Raw genomic sequence first — 15981 nt, 5'->3', positions numbered from 1 at the left:
TCATCGACGCCGCATTCCGGTTTCACCGTGGTCCCGCGGGGTGATGAGTGGACAGGGAAACGATCGAAGGAGTTGTCATGTCAGGTACCCGTGCACGCGCATTGACGGCAATCGGACTCGCGGCTGCGGCCGCATTCGCAGGTCTGGGTGTCTCCGCGCCTGCCGACGCGGCAGAGCCCAGGTCACTGAGCATCGAGGGCGAACTCGAGATCGCCCCGGATCTCGAACTCCTCGCGATCAAGGCCGAGGGCACCACCGACGAGAACGGCAAGACCACCGGCACCTACGAGGCCACGCTTCTGGCAGGCGACGACGATTACCCCCTGCCCTTCACGGTGAAGGGCCCGATCACCTGCATCCACGCAGGCAAAGACGTCGCGTCCCTGGTGTACCCGATCGCTGCGACCACCCCCGACCTCGTGCCCGCGGCCCTGAAGAACGCACTGGCCATACAGATCACCGTCCGAAAGGGCACGCAGGACAAGGTCGGCGTGAACGGACCGGCACCGACCGGCTCGTTCTCCGGCTGCGCCCCGGCCGCAACGCCCTTCGACTTCGACGGTGACATCGACATCAAGTGACGCGCAGTTCCCCCGGACGAATCACAAGACCGAAACCCGTTGTCGCCTACGGAGTACCACCAGCACGCGCGTAACCGTTCGGTTGGCGGCGTGTCGGTGACAGCGTGCGAACACCACGCCGATCATCTCCTCCGTACCGGTGTCCTCGGCCTCGATGCCGGACATCTGCCGATGGCCGAGCCACGGATCGACCTGTCGGCGGTTCGAGTCGAACGTCCTGGCATCCTGGATCGGTGCGAGCCGTCATCCAGCGAGTCAGCCAAGCCCGCGTGACCGTCGACGGCGAGGTCGTCGGCGAACTCGACATCCGCGACGGAGGAAAGGGGATCGTCGCTCTCGTCGGGGTCACCCACGACGACACCTCCGAACACGCGGCGAAACTCGCCGACAAGATCTGGCGCCTGCGGATCTTGGACGGAGACGGCGGACCGGAGCGGGCCGCATCCGACATCGACGCACCGATCCTCGTCATCAGCCAGTTCACCCTGTACGCGAACACCGCCAAGGGCCGCCGGCCGTCCTGGAACGCCGCGGCGCCCGGGCCCGTCGCCGAACCGCTCGTCGCAGCGGTCGTCGACTCGTTGCGCGCGTCCGGGGCCACCGTGGCGACCGGACGCTTCGGCGCGCACATGCACGTGGAGCTCGTCAACGACGGTCCGGTGACCTTGATCCTCGACGTCTGAGGACTTTCTCATCACGACCGCAGACGGACCGACGACTAAGGTCATCTGACGTGGGACGAATCACCGCTCGACGCCGCGTCACCCGCATCCGCCGCGATGCGGACACCACGCAGCGCGCCGACACCCTGGCCGTCGAGGAGCCGCTGGAGATGCGGGTCGGCGGGCAGCCACTGGCGGTCACCATGCGCACCCCCGGCAACGACTTCGAGCTGGTCGCCGGCTACCTGGTCTCAGAGGGCGTGATCACCCGCGGCGCCGACTACACGACCGCCCGCTACTGCGCCGGCACCGATTCGACCGGCGCCAACACCTACAACGTCGTCGACGTCTCCCTGGCCGCCCACGTGCCGCCGCCGGAACCGGCTCTCGTCCGCCGGAACGCCACGACCAGCGCATGCGGGGTCTGCGGCAAAGACTCGATCGACTCGGTCCACACGGCGTCGATCTACGAGCCGGAGACCGATCCGCTGATGGTCGACGTCGACACCCTGCTCGATCTCCCGGACCGGCTCCGCGCCGAGCAGAACGTCTTCGACAAGACCGGCGGCCTGCACGCCGCGGGCCTCTTCGCCGCCGACGGCACGCCGCTCGTGATCCGCGAGGACGTCGGCCGGCACAACGCCGTCGACAAGGTCGTCGGCTGGGCGGCCCTCGCCGATCGCCTCCCCCTGCGCGGGACAGTGCTGCAGGTGTCCGGCCGAGCGAGCTTCGAGCTGGTGCAGAAGGCCGCGATGGCCGGTATCCCGATGCTCAGCGCGGTGTCGGCGCCGTCGTCGCTGGCCGCCGACCTCGCCGAAGACCTCGGCATCACGCTGATCGGGTTCTCCCGCGGAGAGTCGATGGTCGTCTACAGCAGGCCCGATCGCATCCGGATGCCGATCACCGCCGGGTGAGGCCCCTGTCGGTCCCGGTCGCCCGGTCCCGAACCGTCCGGCCCGGCCCGTTCGGCCGGCCCATCGGGCCCGACGCAACTCCACCCGGCGCATTCGGCGGCCGATGCCCAGCACATTCGGCGGCGCGACCTACTCCGTGCCCGACGCCGCGAGCTTGAGCAGTTGGCCCGCGGTGGCGTCGGGCAGGTACGCGCGTGAGATCGCCAGCCCGATCCGCGGCAGGTCCGACTCGTCGCGGAAGGCCAGGAACACCGGCTCATAACGAGGGTTGAACTTCTTCTTGAACGTGTGCAGCGACCGGAACCCGTAATACGGCTCCAGTGCGGCGCCGAGCGCGTCGAGCAGTTTGTCCAGCGGCTCGGGGTCGAAGTCCCCGGTGCGTGCCAGCGGCGCCCCCGACAGCGAGATGAATTGCGCACCTTCGTCTTTGAACGCCACCGCGGACGACGCGATGAGGTACTCGACGACGGGACCGAATCCGTCGGTCCGTCGACGCATGATGTCCAACGTCCAGCCCGCCACCTCACCGCCGGGCGCGTACACCGGCAGCCAGGACAGCACGCCGTGGACATTGCCGTCCGGGTCGACGGCCAGCGCGACCCGCACCTCCGGGTCCATCGCCTCCTCGACGCTTCCCAGGGTGAAGCCCATCTCCGGAAGACCCTTGTCCCCCACCCACTCCTCGGAGATGGCGCGCACCTGGGTACGTACCGCGAAGGACTCGTCCGCGAGGGTGACCATCCGCATCGAGATGTCCTGTTTGCCGGCCTTGTTCAGCGCCGACCGCACGTGCTGCCACGGCTTGCCCTTGAACTCCAGGCCGGGCAGGTCGACGATCGTGTCCTCGGCGATCTGCACGCTGCGCCAGCCACGGTCGACGAGGACCTGCGAGGTCGCGGTGCCGATGGAGAACAGACACGGTGTGGCCCCGGCGGATTCGGCAAGGTCGATGAACGCGTCCACCGCGGCGGGCAGGCGCTCGGGTGCGCAGATCGGGTCGGCGAGGGCCAGGTGGGTTCCCACGTGATGCTGATAGGCGACGACCGAGGTGCCCTGATCGGTGAACTGGTAGGAGTTGCCCGGCCAGGTCGTCATCCACGACATCGTCCCGCCGCCGTGTGCTCGCAGCAGCTGCTTGACCCGATCCGCCGGGTCGGTGGCGGGGTCGGAACCCAGTGTCCCGACCTTGCGGACCCGCCACGGCACCGCGAACGCGAACCGCCCCGGGATGAGGATCGCGAGGAGCAGCGCCCACAACAGCGTCGTGCCGAGCGTGACCGCGCCCTCGGTGCTGACGTCGGTGAACGCCACCAGGACCACCGCAAGCACGGTGAGCACGACGTTGAGTACGCCGAAGACGACAGCGACCCACCACGCCCACCGCTTGCCGCGACGGAGCTGGTCGGCGATGGCCACATTGATGACCAGACCGATGAGCATGGTGAAAACCGAGTTATCGTCGGAGTCGGTCGGGCCGAGCGGGCCGCTGCTCGGGAACAGGAACACCATCAGGTTCGCCGCCGCGATCACCAGCAGCGCGGCGCAACCGAGCAGGCGCACCTCCCGCCGGGTCCGCGGGGTGTAACCGTGCTCGTTGGTGGCGAAGTATCGCTCCCCCACCACCAGCATGATCGCCGTGGCCAGAACGTATTCGACGGATGCGAGCGTGCCCTGGAAGAGGAAGGTGATCGCGACGATCGCCCCCAGGAGAAGCCGGACGCGTAGTCGCCAGGGCGAGCGCACGGTCGCCGAGGCGACCGCCACCGCCGACACCACCAGGGCTCCCACCCCGGTCGCGCGCGATTCGGACAGTTCTTCCGCCCAGCGCCACGAGGTCAGCTCGGTGGAGGCCAGCCAGAGCAGGCCCGCGGTGAGCAGACAAGCGATCAGGTGGCCGCCGACACCCACGAGCACCGCCTTCACGGTGCCGAGTTGCCATTCGGCCCAACCCATTCCGACGAGGACGACGATGAGCGAGATGGCGTACAGCCACGGCCCGGGTTCGACGAAGGCCGAGCTGATCGGCGTCCACCACTTGCCCTCGCGCAATGCCGGCAGGCCGAACGCCACCTCGTGGTACCAGGATTTGTCGTTGGCGCGGCTCCACAGGGAGCCGGTGACGATACCGACGACCAGCAGGGAGACGAAGAGTGCTGCGGTGAACGGCAACCGCCGGGCAGCAGCGGACCACGACACGTCGAAGTGCATGATCAACGGTACGACGATCCGAGCCGTTGCACCGCCCGAGCCGGACAATCGGTGCGAAGAGCGCCGTGCGGGAGACGAATGTGACGAGGCGGGACCGCGCCCGGCCGGTTCACCGGGGCGCCCCCGGGCCTACTCCGGGCGCGGGGTCAGGATTCGCGGGCCGTCGGCGGTGACGGCGACGGTGTGTTCCCAGTGGGCGGCGCGCGATCCGTCGTCGGTGACGACGGTCCAGTCGTCGTCGAGGACGGTCGTGTCCTCGGTGCCCAGGGTCAGCATCGGCTCGATGGCGAGAACCGAACCGATCACCAGCCACGGCCCCTTGCCGGGTGCGCCCTCGTTGGGAAGGAACGGATCCATGTGCATCTCACGGCCGATGCCGTGGCCGCCGTAGCCGTCGACGATGCCGAAGTGACGGTCGAACTTCTTCTCCGCCGCGCGGGTGCCGAGCTCGATGGCGTGCGAGATGTCGGTGAGACGGTTGCCCTCGATCATGGCGGCGATGCCGGCCTCCATCGACAGGCGCGTGGCCTCGGAGAGCTCGGCGTCGGGCCGCGACAGCTCTCCGACCCCGAAGGTCCAGGCCGAGTCGCCGTGCCAGCCGTCGAGAATGGCGCCGCAGTCGATGGACACCAGGTCACCCTCGGCGAGAACGACGTCGGCGGAGGGGATTCCGTGGACGACCACGTCGTTGACGGAGCTGCAGATCGATCCCGGGAAGCCGTGGTAGCCCTTGAACGAGGGCACGGCCCCGGCTTCCCGGATCACGGTCTCGGCGACCTCGTCGAGTTCGAGTGTGCTCACACCCGGCTTCGACGCGTCGCGCACGGCCACGAGGGCCTTGCCCACGACCGCGCCCGCCGCGGCCATGGCGTCCAGCTCACCGGCGGACCGGAACGGGACGCGCTTGCGCTTGCGAAAACTCATCGGCGGACGCTGGTCTTCGGGATCAGGCTGCGCCGAGGGCGCTCAGCACGCGCTGGTGGACATCCTGGATGTCGCCCACCGCGTCGATGGTCTTGACCTGGTCGCCGTAGTACTCGAGGAGAGGCGCGGTCTCCTTGGTGTAGACGTCCATGCGGTTGCGGATGACCTCTTCGGTGTCGTCGGCCCGACCGCGGGCGAGCATGCGCTCGACCACGACGTCGGTGTCGACGACGAACGAGAGCACCGCGTCGAGCGAGGCGTCGAGGTTCGCGAGGATGTCGTTCAGCGCATCGGCCTGCTCGGTCGAGCGCGGGAAGCCGTCGAGGATGAAGCCCTTGGCGGCGTCGGGCTCGCCGACACGCGCACGCACCATGTCGACGGTGATCTCAGACGGGACCAGGTTGCCGGCGTCGAGGTACTTCTTGGCCTCGATGCCGATCGGGGTGCCCTGAGAGATGTTGGCGCGGAAGAGGTCACCGGTGGAGATGTGCGGGATGCCGAGTGCTTCGCTCAGCAGCTCCGCCTGGGTGCCTTTGCCTGCTCCGGGGGGCCCGAGAATAACTAGTCTCACTTCAGGAATCCTTCGTACTTGCGTTGCATCAACTGACTGTTGATCTGTTTCATCGTGTCCAGACCCACGCCGACCATGATCAGCACGGCCGTGCCCCCAAATGGCAGGTTCTGGATGTTGCTGCTGTTACCGATCTCGAGGAACAGGTTCGGCAGTACCGCGATGATACCGAGGTAGATCGAGCCGGGAAGAGTGATGCGGCTCAGCACGTACCCGAGGTATTCGGCGGTCGGGGCGCCCGGTCGGATGCCCGGGATGAAGCCACCATACTTCTTCATCTCGTCGGCACGTTCCTCCGGATTGAACGTCACCGCGACGTAGAAGTACGTGAAGAAGATGATCATCAGGAAGTACACCGCGATGTAGACCCCGTTGCTGGGATCGGTCAGGTACTTCGTGACGTAGTCCTGCCACGTCGACTGCGTGCCGTCGGGGTTACGCGTGAGCTCGACGATCAACTGGGGCAGATAGAGCAGCGACGACGCGAAGATCACCGGGATGACGCCGGCCTGGTTGACCTTCAGCGGCAGGTAGGTCGACGACCCGCCGTACATCTTGCGGCCGACCATGCGCTTGGCGTACTGGACCGGGATGCGACGCTGGCCCTGCTCGATGAAGACGACGCCGGCGACGATCAGCAGCGCGGCGACGCAGACGAGGGCGAAGACGAGCCCGCCGCGGGTGTTGAGGATGGTGCGACCCTCGGCCGGGATGCGGGCGGCGATACCGGCGAAGATCAGCAGCGACATGCCGTTGCCGATGCCGCGCTCGGTGATGAGCTCGCCGAACCACATGACGAGCGAGGCGCCGGCGGTCATGACGAGCACGATGATCGCCAGACCGAAGATGCTGGAGTCGTGGATGACCTCGCCGCTGGTCGAGCACGACGCGGGAAGGAGCTGGCCGCGGTCGGCGAGGGCGACGATGCCCGTGGACTGCAGGAGCGCCAGGGCCACGGCGAGATAACGCGTGTACTGCGTCATCTTGGCCTGGCCGGCCTGGCCTTCCTTGCGCAGCTGCTCGAACCGGGGGATGACCACGGTGAGCAGCTGGACGATGATGGACGCCGTGATGTACGGCATGATGCCGATCGCGAACACCGACAGCTGCAGCAGCGCGCCGCCGGAGAACAGGTTGATCAGCGAGTAGACGGAGCTCGACTCACCGGCAGAGACCTCGTCGAGACACTGCCGCACGGCCTGGTAGTCCACGCCGGGCGACGGAACGGTCGCACCGAGGCGATACAGGATGATGATGCCGAGAACGAAGAGGATCTTCTTCCTCAGGTCCGGCGTCCGTATGGCCGCGAAGAGGGGGGAAAGCACTAACTCCTCCTAGAAACGACCACGCGAGGCGTACGTTTCGGGTCGGTCCCGACCCGATCCCCGTGTGCTCGGCAATCGACAGTGTTCGGTATGCGGCGATCCCGTGCGGGTGCGGCAGACAACGTCTGAAACTCTACAGTGATGCCGAAACAACCCGGCCGGGCGGCAGCGGTGCTGCCGCCCGACCGGCTGTTTCACTCCGTCAGAGCTCGGTGACGCTGCCACCGGCAGCGGCGATCTTCTCCTTGGCGGAGGCGGTGAACTTGTTGGCGGTGATGTCGACCTTGACGGTCAGCTCGCCGTCGCCGAGCACCTTCACCAGCTTGTTCTTGCGGACCGCACCGGCGGCGACGAGCTCGTCGACGCCGATGGTGCCGCCCTGCGGGAAGAGACGCTCGATGTCGCCCACGTTGACGACCTGGTACTCGACCCGGTTGCGGTTGGTGAAGCCCTTGAGCTTCGGCAGCCGCATGTGGATCGGCATCTGGCCGCCCTCGAAGCCGGCGGGCACGTTCTTGCGTGCCTTGGTGCCCTTGGTACCGCGACCGGCGGTCTTGCCCTTGGACCCCTCACCGCGACCCACGCGGGTCTTGTCGGTCTTCGCGCCCGGAGCGGGGCGAAGGTGGTGGAGTTTGATGGTCATTGCTTAAACCTCTTCGACTGTCACGAGGTGGCGAACCGCGTTGATGAGGCCGCGGTTGATCGGTGTGTCCTCGCGGGTGACGGTCTGGCGGATGCCCTTCAGTCCGAGGGTCCGCAGGCTGTCACGCTGGTTCTTCTTGGTACCGATGGTGCCCTTGACCTGAGTGATCTTCAGCTGAGCCATGATCAGACCCCCTGTCCCGCGCGAGCGCGCAGCATACCGGCCGGGGCAACGTCCTCGAGGGGCAGACCACGACGGGCCGCGACCTCTTCCGGGCGCTGCAGCATCTTCAGTGCCGCCACGGTGGCGTGGACGACGTTGATGGCGTTGTCGGAGCCCAGGCTCTTGGCGAGGACGTCGCGGACGCCTGCGCACTCGAGCACGGCACGCACCGCGCCACCGGCGATCACACCGGTACCGGGGCTGGCCGGGCGGAGCATGACGACACCGGCAGCGGCCTCACCCTGAACCGGGTGGGTGATGGTGCCACCGATGAGCGGCACGCGGAAGAAGTTCTTGCGAGCCTCTTCGACGCCCTTCTGGATCGCGGCCGGGACTTCCTTGGCCTTGCCGTAGCCGACACCGACCATGCCCTGGCCGTCGCCGACCACCACGAGAGCGGTGAACGAGAAACGACGTCCACCCTTGACCACCTTCGAGACGCGGTTGATGGTTACGACGCGCTCGAGCTGGTTGCGGTCCTGGTCGCGGCCACCGCGGTCGCGGCGGTCGCGGCCACCACGACGGTCGTTGCCGCCACCTGCGTTGTTCTGGTTGTTGTCGCCGGCGGGTCCGTTTCCGCCGTCACGCTGACGTCCGGGCATCAGAGGTTCCCTCCGGTCGTATGGGTGTAGCTGGTGAAGATGGTCATCAGAAGTTCAGGCCTCCCTCACGGGCGGCGTCGGCGAGCGCCGCGATACGGCCGTGGTAGTCCTTGCCACCACGGTCGAACACGACGGTGTCGATGCCGGCAGCCTTGGCGCGCTGCGCGATCAGTTCACCGACCTTGCGGGCCTGAGCGGTCTTGTCGCCACCAGCGGCACGCACGTCGGCCTCGATCGACGAGGCGGCGGCCAGGGTGTGGCCGGCCAGGTCGTCGATGAGCTGGACGTGGATGTGGCGCGAACTGCGCTTGACCGCGAGACGCGGACGAGCCGGGGTTCCGTTGACCTTCTTGCGGAGACGGAAGTGACGGTTGGCGGTCGCCTTGCGACGACGCGTCGACACGTCCTTGCCGAGGGGCTTGCGGCTGGTCTTGGTAGCTGTGTCACTCATGGCTTACTTACCCGTCTTTCCGACCTTGCGACGGATCTGCTCACCCTCGTAGCGAATGCCCTTGCCCTTGTACGGGTCCGGACGACGCAGGCGGCGGATGTTCGCCGAGATCTGGCCGACTTTCTGCTTGTCGATACCCGAGACCGAGAACTTGGTCGGGGACTCCACGGCGAAGGTGATGCCTTCGGGGGCCTCGATCGGCACGGGATGGCTGTAACCGAGGGCGAACTCGAGGTCCTTGCCCTTCGCCTGGACGCGGTAGCCGACACCGAAGATCTCCATCTTCGTGGTGTAGCCCTGCGTGACGCCGATGACCAGGTTGTTGATCAGCGAGCGGCTCAGGCCGTGCAGCGCGCGGCTGCGGCGCTCGTCGTCGGGACGGGTGACGACGATGGTGTTGTCTTCCTTGGCCACCTTGATGGGCTCGGAAACGGTGAGCGACAGCTCACCCTTGGGGCCCTTGACCTTGACGTTCTGGCCGTCGACGGTGACGTCGACACCGGCCGGGATCTCGATGGGGTTCTTACCGATACGCGACATGTCGTGTTCCCTCCCCTACCAGACGTAGGCGAGGACTTCGCCGCCCACGCCCTGGTTGGCTGCCTGGCGATCGGTGAGCAGGCCCGACGACGTGGAGATGATGGCCACGCCGAGGCCGCCCAGCACCTTGGGCAGGTTGGTGGACTTTGCATAAACCCGGAGACCCGGCTTCGACACGCGGCGCAGTCCGGCGATGGAGCGCTCACGGCTGGGGCCGTACTTCAGGGTGACGACGAGGTTCTTGCCGACCTCCGCGTCCTCGACGCGGTAGTCGGTGATGTAGCCCTCGCGCTTGAGGATCTCGGCGATGTTCACCTTGATCTTCGACGACGGGAGTGTGACCTCGTCGTGGTACGCCGAGTTGGCGTTACGCAGACGCGTCAAGAAGTCTGCGATCGGGTCAGTCATGGTCATGGTTGACCGTCAACCTTTCTCGTGGCGGTTCCCATGCAGCGCTGAGCAGAGGAAGAATCCTCTGACCTGCGGTGGGCCTTCCACGAAGTGGATAGTTTCTGAAGGTTCTCGCCGCCGATGCCCTTGGCTTTTCGCCGGCACCGGAGACTATTCAGTTGTGTCCCAGGCACCTGAGGTGCACAGGCAACCGCTCTAGTGTAGGGAATCTGCTGCTCAGACCCAAATCGGCCCTGCTGGGACCCTCACCGGAGGTCGAAGTCGCGACGCGACGTGGGCACGACGTCGAGGTTGCGATCGGCACCGAAACGCCCGACGCTCATCAGCATCCGATTCATCCGACGCTCGAGCTCGCCCTGGTCTCCCCCGCTGCCGTAGAACGTGTGGTAATCGGTGACCGCGGCCATCGGGAACAGCTCCTCGACGATCGCGTCCACCCGCGGGGTATCCGGCGTCAGGGCCTGTTCGACGACGTTCTGGAAGTAGCCGAAGGTCGCCTGGGTCTCGATGGCGACGGTCGTGTGCTCGTCGAGCCAGAGGCGCAGCCACTCCTCGCGCGGCAGATCGGCAGGCCTGCGCAGGAAAGCGATGTTCGCCAGGGCGTCGACGCGGGATCCGTCGGCGGGCAGGTCCGGATCGAGCGGCGCACGCTGCGCGGCCGACCAGGCACCAACCACGGTGGCCACCGACTCCAACGCGTCGAGGACGGGTCCGATGTCGAGTGCCTCCGCGCCCAGTTCACCATGCAGGGTCACCACCGCCTCGATCGGCGGGTCGAGTTCGCTGATCCGCATCGCGCCGGCGACCTGGTCGTCGGAGATGTTCACCTGCACCCGGCCGGCTCCCGACCGGCGGCAGACGTCGAGGAACTTCGCACTCGACAACGTGTCGAGTACCTCACCGGCATCCGGTAGGCAGGTCAGGGCGACGATCGTCGTGGACATGAGGGCACGCTAACGAATGGGCGGGCCTCACCACCGGTGATTCGACGATGAACGTGGTGGTCATCCCGCCGGGTGGCGCCTCCAGAGGACGGGGTTTCGGCCGCCGCCGGGAGAACGTCACGGCTCGCCGCCGACCGAAGGGATGCCCGCCACCCGCACCGAGTGCGGGCAGGAACCCGCCGTCTCTCCGGCGGAGACGAGCGGATCCCCACCGGCTGGGCCGCTCAGTGACCGGCGGCGCGACGTCCCCGACGAGGGCGGCAGCGGTCCGGACCGGATTCGGTCGTGATGACGTGCGCCGGCCTGCCCGCATGCGTCGCGAGGTCTGGGAAACCCTTGACCGGCTGATGCATCGGGAGCAGGACGTAGTCGGCATCCCAGGGATAACGGCCGAAGTCATCGGGCCAGACCACCTGAAGGGTCGGGTAGTCGGGGAACAGCAGATTCGTGAGGACGAGCTCGTCCTTGTCGACCTGCTCGATGAGCCGGACCGGGACGTCGATCGACCCGAGCCGGATACCGACACCGGTGGCGACGAGTTCACGCCAGTCCTCGCGATGGAGGAGGTCTCCGAGTTCGTCCAGCACGGGTCGTGCCGTGGTGGCGTCGAGCCCGTAGATCGCGAGTTCCGGGATGGAGTGCAGCGACAGGCCTGCGGTGTAGGAATAGGCGCAGTCCGCGCCCGGGATCGCGTCTGATGCCCCTTCGTCCACGGAGGTCACCTGCCATCCGTTGCGGCGGATGGTGTCGATGGTCGAGCGGATGACGGGATTGGGATGCCACCGGGGCAGACCTCGGATCGCGGCAGCGTGGTCTGACATGGATCGCTCCTTTGTTCGAAGGGTGCGGCCATGACACCACGAGGGTCCGACAAACCGCTGCCGCGCGCATCGGAGCCGACACTCCCCACGACACCGGCGCGGACCCGGACGGCGCGGACCCGCACTACCTGGACCGACGACTTCTCACGGCCCACCCCGCACCCGGGCACGCACGGCGGCGTTCGTCTGCCCGTCGACTCGTGTCTGGTCAGAGTTCGGGATGTCGGGTGTCGTACGCCGCCCGGTACGGCACGCGGCGCTTGCCGTCGCGTGCGACGACCACGAACGTTCGGGCCGCGGTCGCGAGCAGCGCCAGGCCGCCCACGATTCCCAGAACCACCGCGGTCATCGCGATTCCTCTCCTGTCACCCAACGTCGAACAGCCCAGCGACGATGGCGATCAGCGACCGCACTCATTCCCGCCCAGGCGTCGCCCACGGTTTTCGTTGTCGCAGAACATGGTGCGCGGACAGAACGCATGGGCGCCACTCATTTTTCGGCGACAGAGGAACCTCGGATGACCGGACGTCGAAAACCCGGCTTCCTCGCGCACCCGCTTCCGTTCCCGCCCACCCACAGCCCTCCCTGACGCCCGGCCATGACACGGGTCGCCGCCTACCGACAGTGGCTGAGCGGGAACGGAATTGGCGCACCCCACACCTTCCACACTGTGAAGTTCTCAATGAACGCAGGTGAACTCTCAAGTCCACGACAAATGGGCCGACGGTCACCCGATCCAGCCTGCCGCGAGGCCTCGGATGAGAGATCAGGTCATGCTGCGACGCCGTCGAGCCGCATGGTCCGACGGTTGTAGGCGGGCCTCGGGGTCCGCATCGGATCGACATCCGCGGGCGGGATCAGCCACGGGTGGCGGTCGTGGCCCAGGACCACGTCCCAGCCGTTGTGGTGGACACGGGTGTGACAGCGCTGACACAGCAGGCATCCGTTGTCGAGGCTGGTCTCGCCCTCGTGCTCGGTCCAGTGCTCGATGTGGTGCACCTGCGTATGAGAAGGCGGCGCCCCGCATGCGACGCAACATTCATCCCGAACGATGACGGCTTTGCGGATATGCGGCGGAAACAACCTACGCTCGCGGCCCATCTCCAACGGCACGGTCTCGCCGTCGATGACGATCTCGGTGATCGTGCCGTCACACGACAGACGTCTGGCGGTGGCCTGCGTGACCGAACCGGTCCACGGCATCCTCGCGGGATCTCCGCCGTCGGCGGGGATCAGCAGCAGCGTCTGTGAGCGCGGTGCACCGATGACATCCCGGGCCGCAGCGTCGGCGGCCTGATCCAGCAGCACCTCGAGAGCGTCCGCGCGCCGTTGCTCGGCCGAACGCGGGTCGGGGGAACCGTCGGGCTCGGGGCGAGGAACGGAACGCTCGTCGATCATCGCCATGAACTTCTCGCCGACGGACTGGGTGACGTTCACCCGCACGTCGACCCTGGATTCGTCGGTGACGGTGAATGAGAGCGAGTCCAGGGACCGGTCGTCGCAGGCAGGGACGCCACCTTCGTCGTCGGCGATGGTGTTGCCGATCGCCGCCGCGCGGTCTCGGATCTCCGACGGAGAGGCACCCGACAGGGCCTGCGCGAGCAACTCGACCTCGACCTTCTGCCGGTCATCGTCGGACAACGCTGCGGGAGAACGCTTCTCGATGGTGTCCAGTCCGCGTGCGATCGCGTCGACGACCTCCCCGGCGAGTCGACCGTCGCGGGAATGCGCGCCGACCCTGCTGATCCTCCCCAGGCTGCTCGCGATCCGGACTATCCGGGCTGCGACCGCCGGCGGAAACCCGACTCCGATCAGCAGCTGCCTGGTCGTCGAACCCGCTCTCCGCGCAACCCCGAAGGACTCGAGACGCGCTGCGTGAGTGGCCAACTGATGCCCGACAGCGTTGTGGATCAGACGGAGCACCCCGAGCCGACTGAGAGTGCTCGCGCCGGTGGGATCGTCGTCGGGAGGGGCGATCTCGACGAGGCGGAGGAGGATCTCGTCGAGCACGGCCGCGGCATCAAACAGGACCGGGGAATCGAGCAGGACCGGGGAATCAGGCAGGACTGGGGAGGAGTCGGGCATGGCGGCAACTTTCACGCTTGGAGAGACCGGGAATGCGTCATGGAACAAGCGGTGTCGTCGGCTGCATCGACATCTGGAAAACCTGTGCCATCGGTTCTACACGAGACCTCTGACAAACCCTTCCGCCCGATACCGACGCGACCCGGCTCCGACATCCGGCGGGCTCAGCCCGGACACACCGGCAACGCACCACTCCGGCCTGCTGTCCACCGGCCGCTTGGCACAATGGTCGGCGTGGTTTCCCTGTCACCCGGAGAGAATCGTCCGCTGCCGGCGTCGGCCGTGACGGCGTCGGTGCGCTCGGCGTCGCCGGTCAACACCTCGGCGATCCTGCTCACGGATGCCGGCCGGGTCCGCTCCGACGCCGACCTCGTCTTCTACAACCAGCCCAGCGGACCAGGTGTCGCCTACCGCTCGCAGGGGTCAGTCGACCTGGTCACAGTCGACACCGCGGCGCTCCCCCGCGAGATCACCACGGTCGTCGTCGCGGCGAGCCTCGACGGGACCGGGCCGACGACCTTCGCCACCGCGGGAGCGATCACGGCGACGCTGACCGGCGGCGGCGAAGAACTCACCTTCACACCGACCAACCTCACCAGCGAGGCCGCCGTCGTGTGCATGGAGATCTACCGCCGCAACGACATCTGGAAGGTGCGGGCGGTCGGGCAGGGCTACGACTCCGGACTGGTCGGCCTGGTCACCGCGTTCGGGATCGAGGTCGAGGACGATCCGGCTCCGCCGGCCGCGCCCGACGAACCACCTCGGATGACCGATCCGCAACCCTGGCCACCCACGAACACCGTTGTGCCTCAGGTGCAAACGCCACCGCCGACATCTCCGGTCACACCGGATCACCCGGCACCCAGGCCACACGTCACCCAACCCCGACCTCCGGTCACCACCCAACCCGCGGGAGCCCACATGCACTCCGACCTCTTCGCCCCCGACCACGCCGAGGTCAACGGTCTCGGCATCCAGAAACAGGGCAGCAAGATGTGCCGCGTCGGACTCGACGGCGAGATCACGGCCCGCGCCGGTTCGATGGTCGCCTACCAGGGCGATCTGCGGTTCGAGGCCCTCGGTTCCGGCGGATTCGGCCGGATGATGCGGCAGGCGATGACCGGCGAGGGCGTCCCGCTGATGAAGGTCAGCGGCCGCGGCGACCTGTTCCTCGCCAACGCCGCGTCAGAGGTCCACCTCATCGACCTCGACGGCACCGACGGCCTCACCATCAACGGCGCCAACGTGCTCGCCTTCGACCCGACGCTCTCCTACGACGTCAAGCGGGTGCAGGGCGCCGGCGCGCTGGGCAACGCCGGCATGTTCAACTGCGTCTTCACCGGCCGGGGGCGCATCGCGATCACCACCGACGGCTCACCCGTGGTCCTCAACGTCGATGCCGCGACCTACGCCGATCCGCAGGCCGCGGTCGCCTGGTCGTCGAGCCTGCGCACCTCGATCAAGACCAACGACTCGTTCAACCTGGGCACACTGATCGGCCGCAGCACGGGCGAACGATTCACCCTCGCCTTCTCCGGCCAGGGCTTCGTCGTCGTCCAACCGTCGGAACTGCCGCCGGGCGGCTTCATCGGAGGCACCGGAGGAGGCGGCGACGCCGGCGTCGGCGGGATGCTGGGCGGGTTCCTGGGGCGGTGAGACAGAGCGCCGACGGTGATGCCCTAACACCGCCCACAGAAACTCCTGCGAAATGCGTACTTCTGGCCTCGCCGGAATCCGCTCACGTAGACTGGGAACACGCTGGCCGCCGTCAGGACTTCCAGTTCGGATCGCTCGCCTCAACGGAACCCGGTCGTGTAGACCGGGAACACGCGGTCCACGATCGGCACCGTCATGTACTCGGTCAGTTCGTCGGCGCCTCAATGGAACCCGGTCGCGAAGACCGGGAGCACAAGTACAGGTCGGATGGTTCTCAGTGGACGTTCGATCTGCCTCAATGGAACCCGGTCGCGAAGACCGGGAGCACCAGTAGACGCCACCGTCGAGCGACTGCGCCACGTAGGCGCCTCAATGGAACCCGGTCGCGAAGACCGGGAGCACCGGTCACGTCGGTGTCTAA

General features: G+C 67.3%; 18 protein-coding genes. 4 read left to right on the top strand and 14 right to left on the bottom strand.

What is annotated here, in order from left to right; all coding sequences use genetic code 11:
- The first annotated feature begins 77 nt into the window (after positions 1–77).
- From GP2_RS06300 to fdhD, 3 genes are all read left to right on the top strand, one after another.
- Entirely contained in the window at positions 78–581 is a 504-nt protein-coding gene (locus GP2_RS06300; protein WP_006899647.1) for a hypothetical protein, read from the top strand.
- A gap of 233 nt (positions 582–814) precedes the next feature.
- On the top strand, positions 815–1264 hold the full coding sequence (dtd, locus tag GP2_RS06295) for a D-aminoacyl-tRNA deacylase (protein ID WP_040526541.1): 450 nt from the start codon (positions 815–817) through the stop codon (positions 1262–1264).
- A 50-nt stretch (positions 1265–1314) separates the two neighbouring features.
- Positions 1315–2157 (top strand): formate dehydrogenase accessory sulfurtransferase FdhD, encoded by an 843-nt coding sequence (gene fdhD, locus GP2_RS06290; RefSeq protein ID WP_006899645.1) that lies wholly within the window; start codon positions 1315–1317, stop codon positions 2155–2157.
- Positions 2158–2286: 129 nt separating this feature from the next.
- On the opposite strand, the gene GP2_RS06285 is transcribed toward fdhD, so the two are convergent.
- The 14 genes from GP2_RS06285 to GP2_RS06225 all read right to left on the bottom strand — a co-directional run bounded on the left by GP2_RS06285 (position 2287) and on the right by GP2_RS06225 (position 13904).
- Positions 2287–4365: a bifunctional lysylphosphatidylglycerol flippase/synthetase MprF gene (locus GP2_RS06285; RefSeq protein WP_006899644.1), complete on the bottom strand. Its 2079-nt coding sequence runs from the start codon at positions 4363–4365 to the stop codon at positions 2287–2289.
- A gap of 129 nt (positions 4366–4494) precedes the next feature.
- Positions 4495–5289, bottom strand: coding sequence for a type I methionyl aminopeptidase (map, locus tag GP2_RS06280; RefSeq protein ID WP_006899643.1), 795 nt, complete (start codon positions 5287–5289; stop codon positions 4495–4497).
- 22 nt (positions 5290–5311) lie between these two features.
- The gene (locus tag GP2_RS06275; RefSeq protein ID WP_006899642.1) at positions 5312–5860 is read right to left on the bottom strand and encodes an adenylate kinase; all 549 of its coding nucleotides are present in this window, start codon (positions 5858–5860) and stop codon (positions 5312–5314) included.
- Positions 5857–7185 carry a preprotein translocase subunit SecY gene (gene secY, locus GP2_RS06270; protein WP_006899641.1) on the bottom strand — a complete coding sequence of 443 codons (1329 nt, stop codon included), beginning with the start codon at positions 7183–7185 and terminating at the stop codon, positions 5857–5859. The genes GP2_RS06275 and secY overlap by 4 nt, the downstream gene beginning before the upstream one ends.
- A gap of 202 nt (positions 7186–7387) precedes the next feature.
- The gene (gene rplO / locus GP2_RS06265; protein WP_006899640.1) at positions 7388–7828 is read right to left on the bottom strand and encodes a 50S ribosomal protein L15; all 441 of its coding nucleotides are present in this window, start codon (positions 7826–7828) and stop codon (positions 7388–7390) included.
- Positions 7829–7831: 3 nt separating this feature from the next.
- Positions 7832–8011: a 50S ribosomal protein L30 gene (gene rpmD, locus GP2_RS06260; RefSeq protein WP_006899639.1), complete on the bottom strand. Its 180-nt coding sequence runs from the start codon at positions 8009–8011 to the stop codon at positions 7832–7834.
- Positions 8012–8013: 2 nt separating this feature from the next.
- Positions 8014–8652 carry a 30S ribosomal protein S5 gene (rpsE, locus tag GP2_RS06255; protein ID WP_006899638.1) on the bottom strand — a complete coding sequence of 213 codons (639 nt, stop codon included), beginning with the start codon at positions 8650–8652 and terminating at the stop codon, positions 8014–8016.
- Positions 8653–8698: 46 nt separating this feature from the next.
- On the bottom strand, positions 8699–9103 hold the full coding sequence (gene rplR, locus GP2_RS06250; protein ID WP_006899637.1) for a 50S ribosomal protein L18: 405 nt from the start codon (positions 9101–9103) through the stop codon (positions 8699–8701).
- 3 nt (positions 9104–9106) lie between these two features.
- Complete coding sequence (rplF, locus tag GP2_RS06245; RefSeq protein WP_006899636.1) at positions 9107–9643, bottom strand: 50S ribosomal protein L6; 537 nt, start codon at positions 9641–9643, stop codon at positions 9107–9109.
- A 15-nt stretch (positions 9644–9658) separates the two neighbouring features.
- Positions 9659–10057: a 30S ribosomal protein S8 gene (gene rpsH, locus GP2_RS06240; RefSeq protein ID WP_006899635.1), complete on the bottom strand. Its 399-nt coding sequence runs from the start codon at positions 10055–10057 to the stop codon at positions 9659–9661.
- A 242-nt stretch (positions 10058–10299) separates the two neighbouring features.
- The gene (locus GP2_RS06235) at positions 10300–10998 is read right to left on the bottom strand and encodes an EthD domain-containing protein (protein WP_006899634.1); all 699 of its coding nucleotides are present in this window, start codon (positions 10996–10998) and stop codon (positions 10300–10302) included.
- Between the two features lie 224 nt (positions 10999–11222).
- Complete coding sequence (locus GP2_RS06230) at positions 11223–11819, bottom strand: DUF4262 domain-containing protein (protein ID WP_006899633.1); 597 nt, start codon at positions 11817–11819, stop codon at positions 11223–11225.
- A 208-nt stretch (positions 11820–12027) separates the two neighbouring features.
- Positions 12028–12168: a hypothetical protein gene (locus tag GP2_RS21815; RefSeq protein ID WP_169333994.1), complete on the bottom strand. Its 141-nt coding sequence runs from the start codon at positions 12166–12168 to the stop codon at positions 12028–12030.
- Positions 12169–12590: 422 nt separating this feature from the next.
- Positions 12591–13904, bottom strand: a complete 1314-nt coding sequence (locus GP2_RS06225) for an HNH endonuclease (RefSeq protein ID WP_006899632.1) — start codon at positions 13902–13904, stop codon at positions 12591–12593.
- Between the two features lie 225 nt (positions 13905–14129).
- Here GP2_RS06225 and GP2_RS06220 point away from each other — a divergent pair, with 225 nt between their 5' ends.
- Complete coding sequence (locus GP2_RS06220) at positions 14130–15560, top strand: AIM24 family protein (protein WP_006899631.1); 1431 nt, start codon at positions 14130–14132, stop codon at positions 15558–15560.
- The last annotated feature ends 421 nt before the right edge of the window (positions 15561–15981 follow it).

The sequence above is a fragment of the Gordonia paraffinivorans NBRC 108238 genome, from assembly GCF_000344155.1.
In the GTDB taxonomy this organism is placed as follows: Bacteria; Actinomycetota; Actinomycetes; order Mycobacteriales; family Mycobacteriaceae; genus Gordonia; species Gordonia paraffinivorans.
The sequence above is the reverse complement of the archived record's forward strand: the minus strand, read 5'-3'. Positions and strand labels throughout refer to the sequence as shown.

What these genes read in the sequence shown, in the direction of transcription:
- GP2_RS06300 (WP_006899647.1), top strand. Translation starts at nt 78, where the DNA reads ATGTCAGGTACCCGTGCACGCGCATTGACGGCAATCGGACTCGCGGCT.
- GP2_RS06285 (WP_006899644.1), bottom strand. Translation starts at nt 4,365, where the DNA reads ATGCACTTCGACGTGTCGTGGTCCGCTGCTGCCCGGCGGTTGCCGTTC.
- map (WP_006899643.1), bottom strand. Translation starts at nt 5,289, where the DNA reads ATGAGTTTTCGCAAGCGCAAGCGCGTCCCGTTCCGGTCCGCCGGTGAG.
- rplO (WP_006899640.1), bottom strand. Translation starts at nt 7,828, where the DNA reads ATGACCATCAAACTCCACCACCTTCGCCCCGCTCCGGGCGCGAAGACC.
- rpmD (WP_006899639.1), bottom strand. Translation starts at nt 8,011, where the DNA reads ATGGCTCAGCTGAAGATCACTCAGGTCAAGGGCACCATCGGTACCAAG.
- rpsE (WP_006899638.1), bottom strand. Translation starts at nt 8,652, where the DNA reads ATGCCCGGACGTCAGCGTGACGGCGGAAACGGACCCGCCGGCGACAAC.
- rplR (WP_006899637.1), bottom strand. Translation starts at nt 9,103, where the DNA reads ATGAGTGACACAGCTACCAAGACCAGCCGCAAGCCCCTCGGCAAGGAC.
- rplF (WP_006899636.1), bottom strand. Translation starts at nt 9,643, where the DNA reads ATGTCGCGTATCGGTAAGAACCCCATCGAGATCCCGGCCGGTGTCGAC.
- rpsH (WP_006899635.1), bottom strand. Translation starts at nt 10,057, where the DNA reads ATGACCATGACTGACCCGATCGCAGACTTCTTGACGCGTCTGCGTAAC.
- GP2_RS06235 (WP_006899634.1), bottom strand. Translation starts at nt 10,998, where the DNA reads ATGTCCACGACGATCGTCGCCCTGACCTGCCTACCGGATGCCGGTGAG.
- GP2_RS06230 (WP_006899633.1), bottom strand. Translation starts at nt 11,819, where the DNA reads ATGTCAGACCACGCTGCCGCGATCCGAGGTCTGCCCCGGTGGCATCCC.
- GP2_RS21815 (WP_169333994.1), bottom strand. Translation starts at nt 12,168, where the DNA reads ATGACCGCGGTGGTTCTGGGAATCGTGGGCGGCCTGGCGCTGCTCGCG.
- GP2_RS06225 (WP_006899632.1), bottom strand. Translation starts at nt 13,904, where the DNA reads ATGCCCGACTCCTCCCCAGTCCTGCCTGATTCCCCGGTCCTGCTCGAT.
- GP2_RS06220 (WP_006899631.1), top strand. Translation starts at nt 14,130, where the DNA reads ATGGTCGGCGTGGTTTCCCTGTCACCCGGAGAGAATCGTCCGCTGCCG.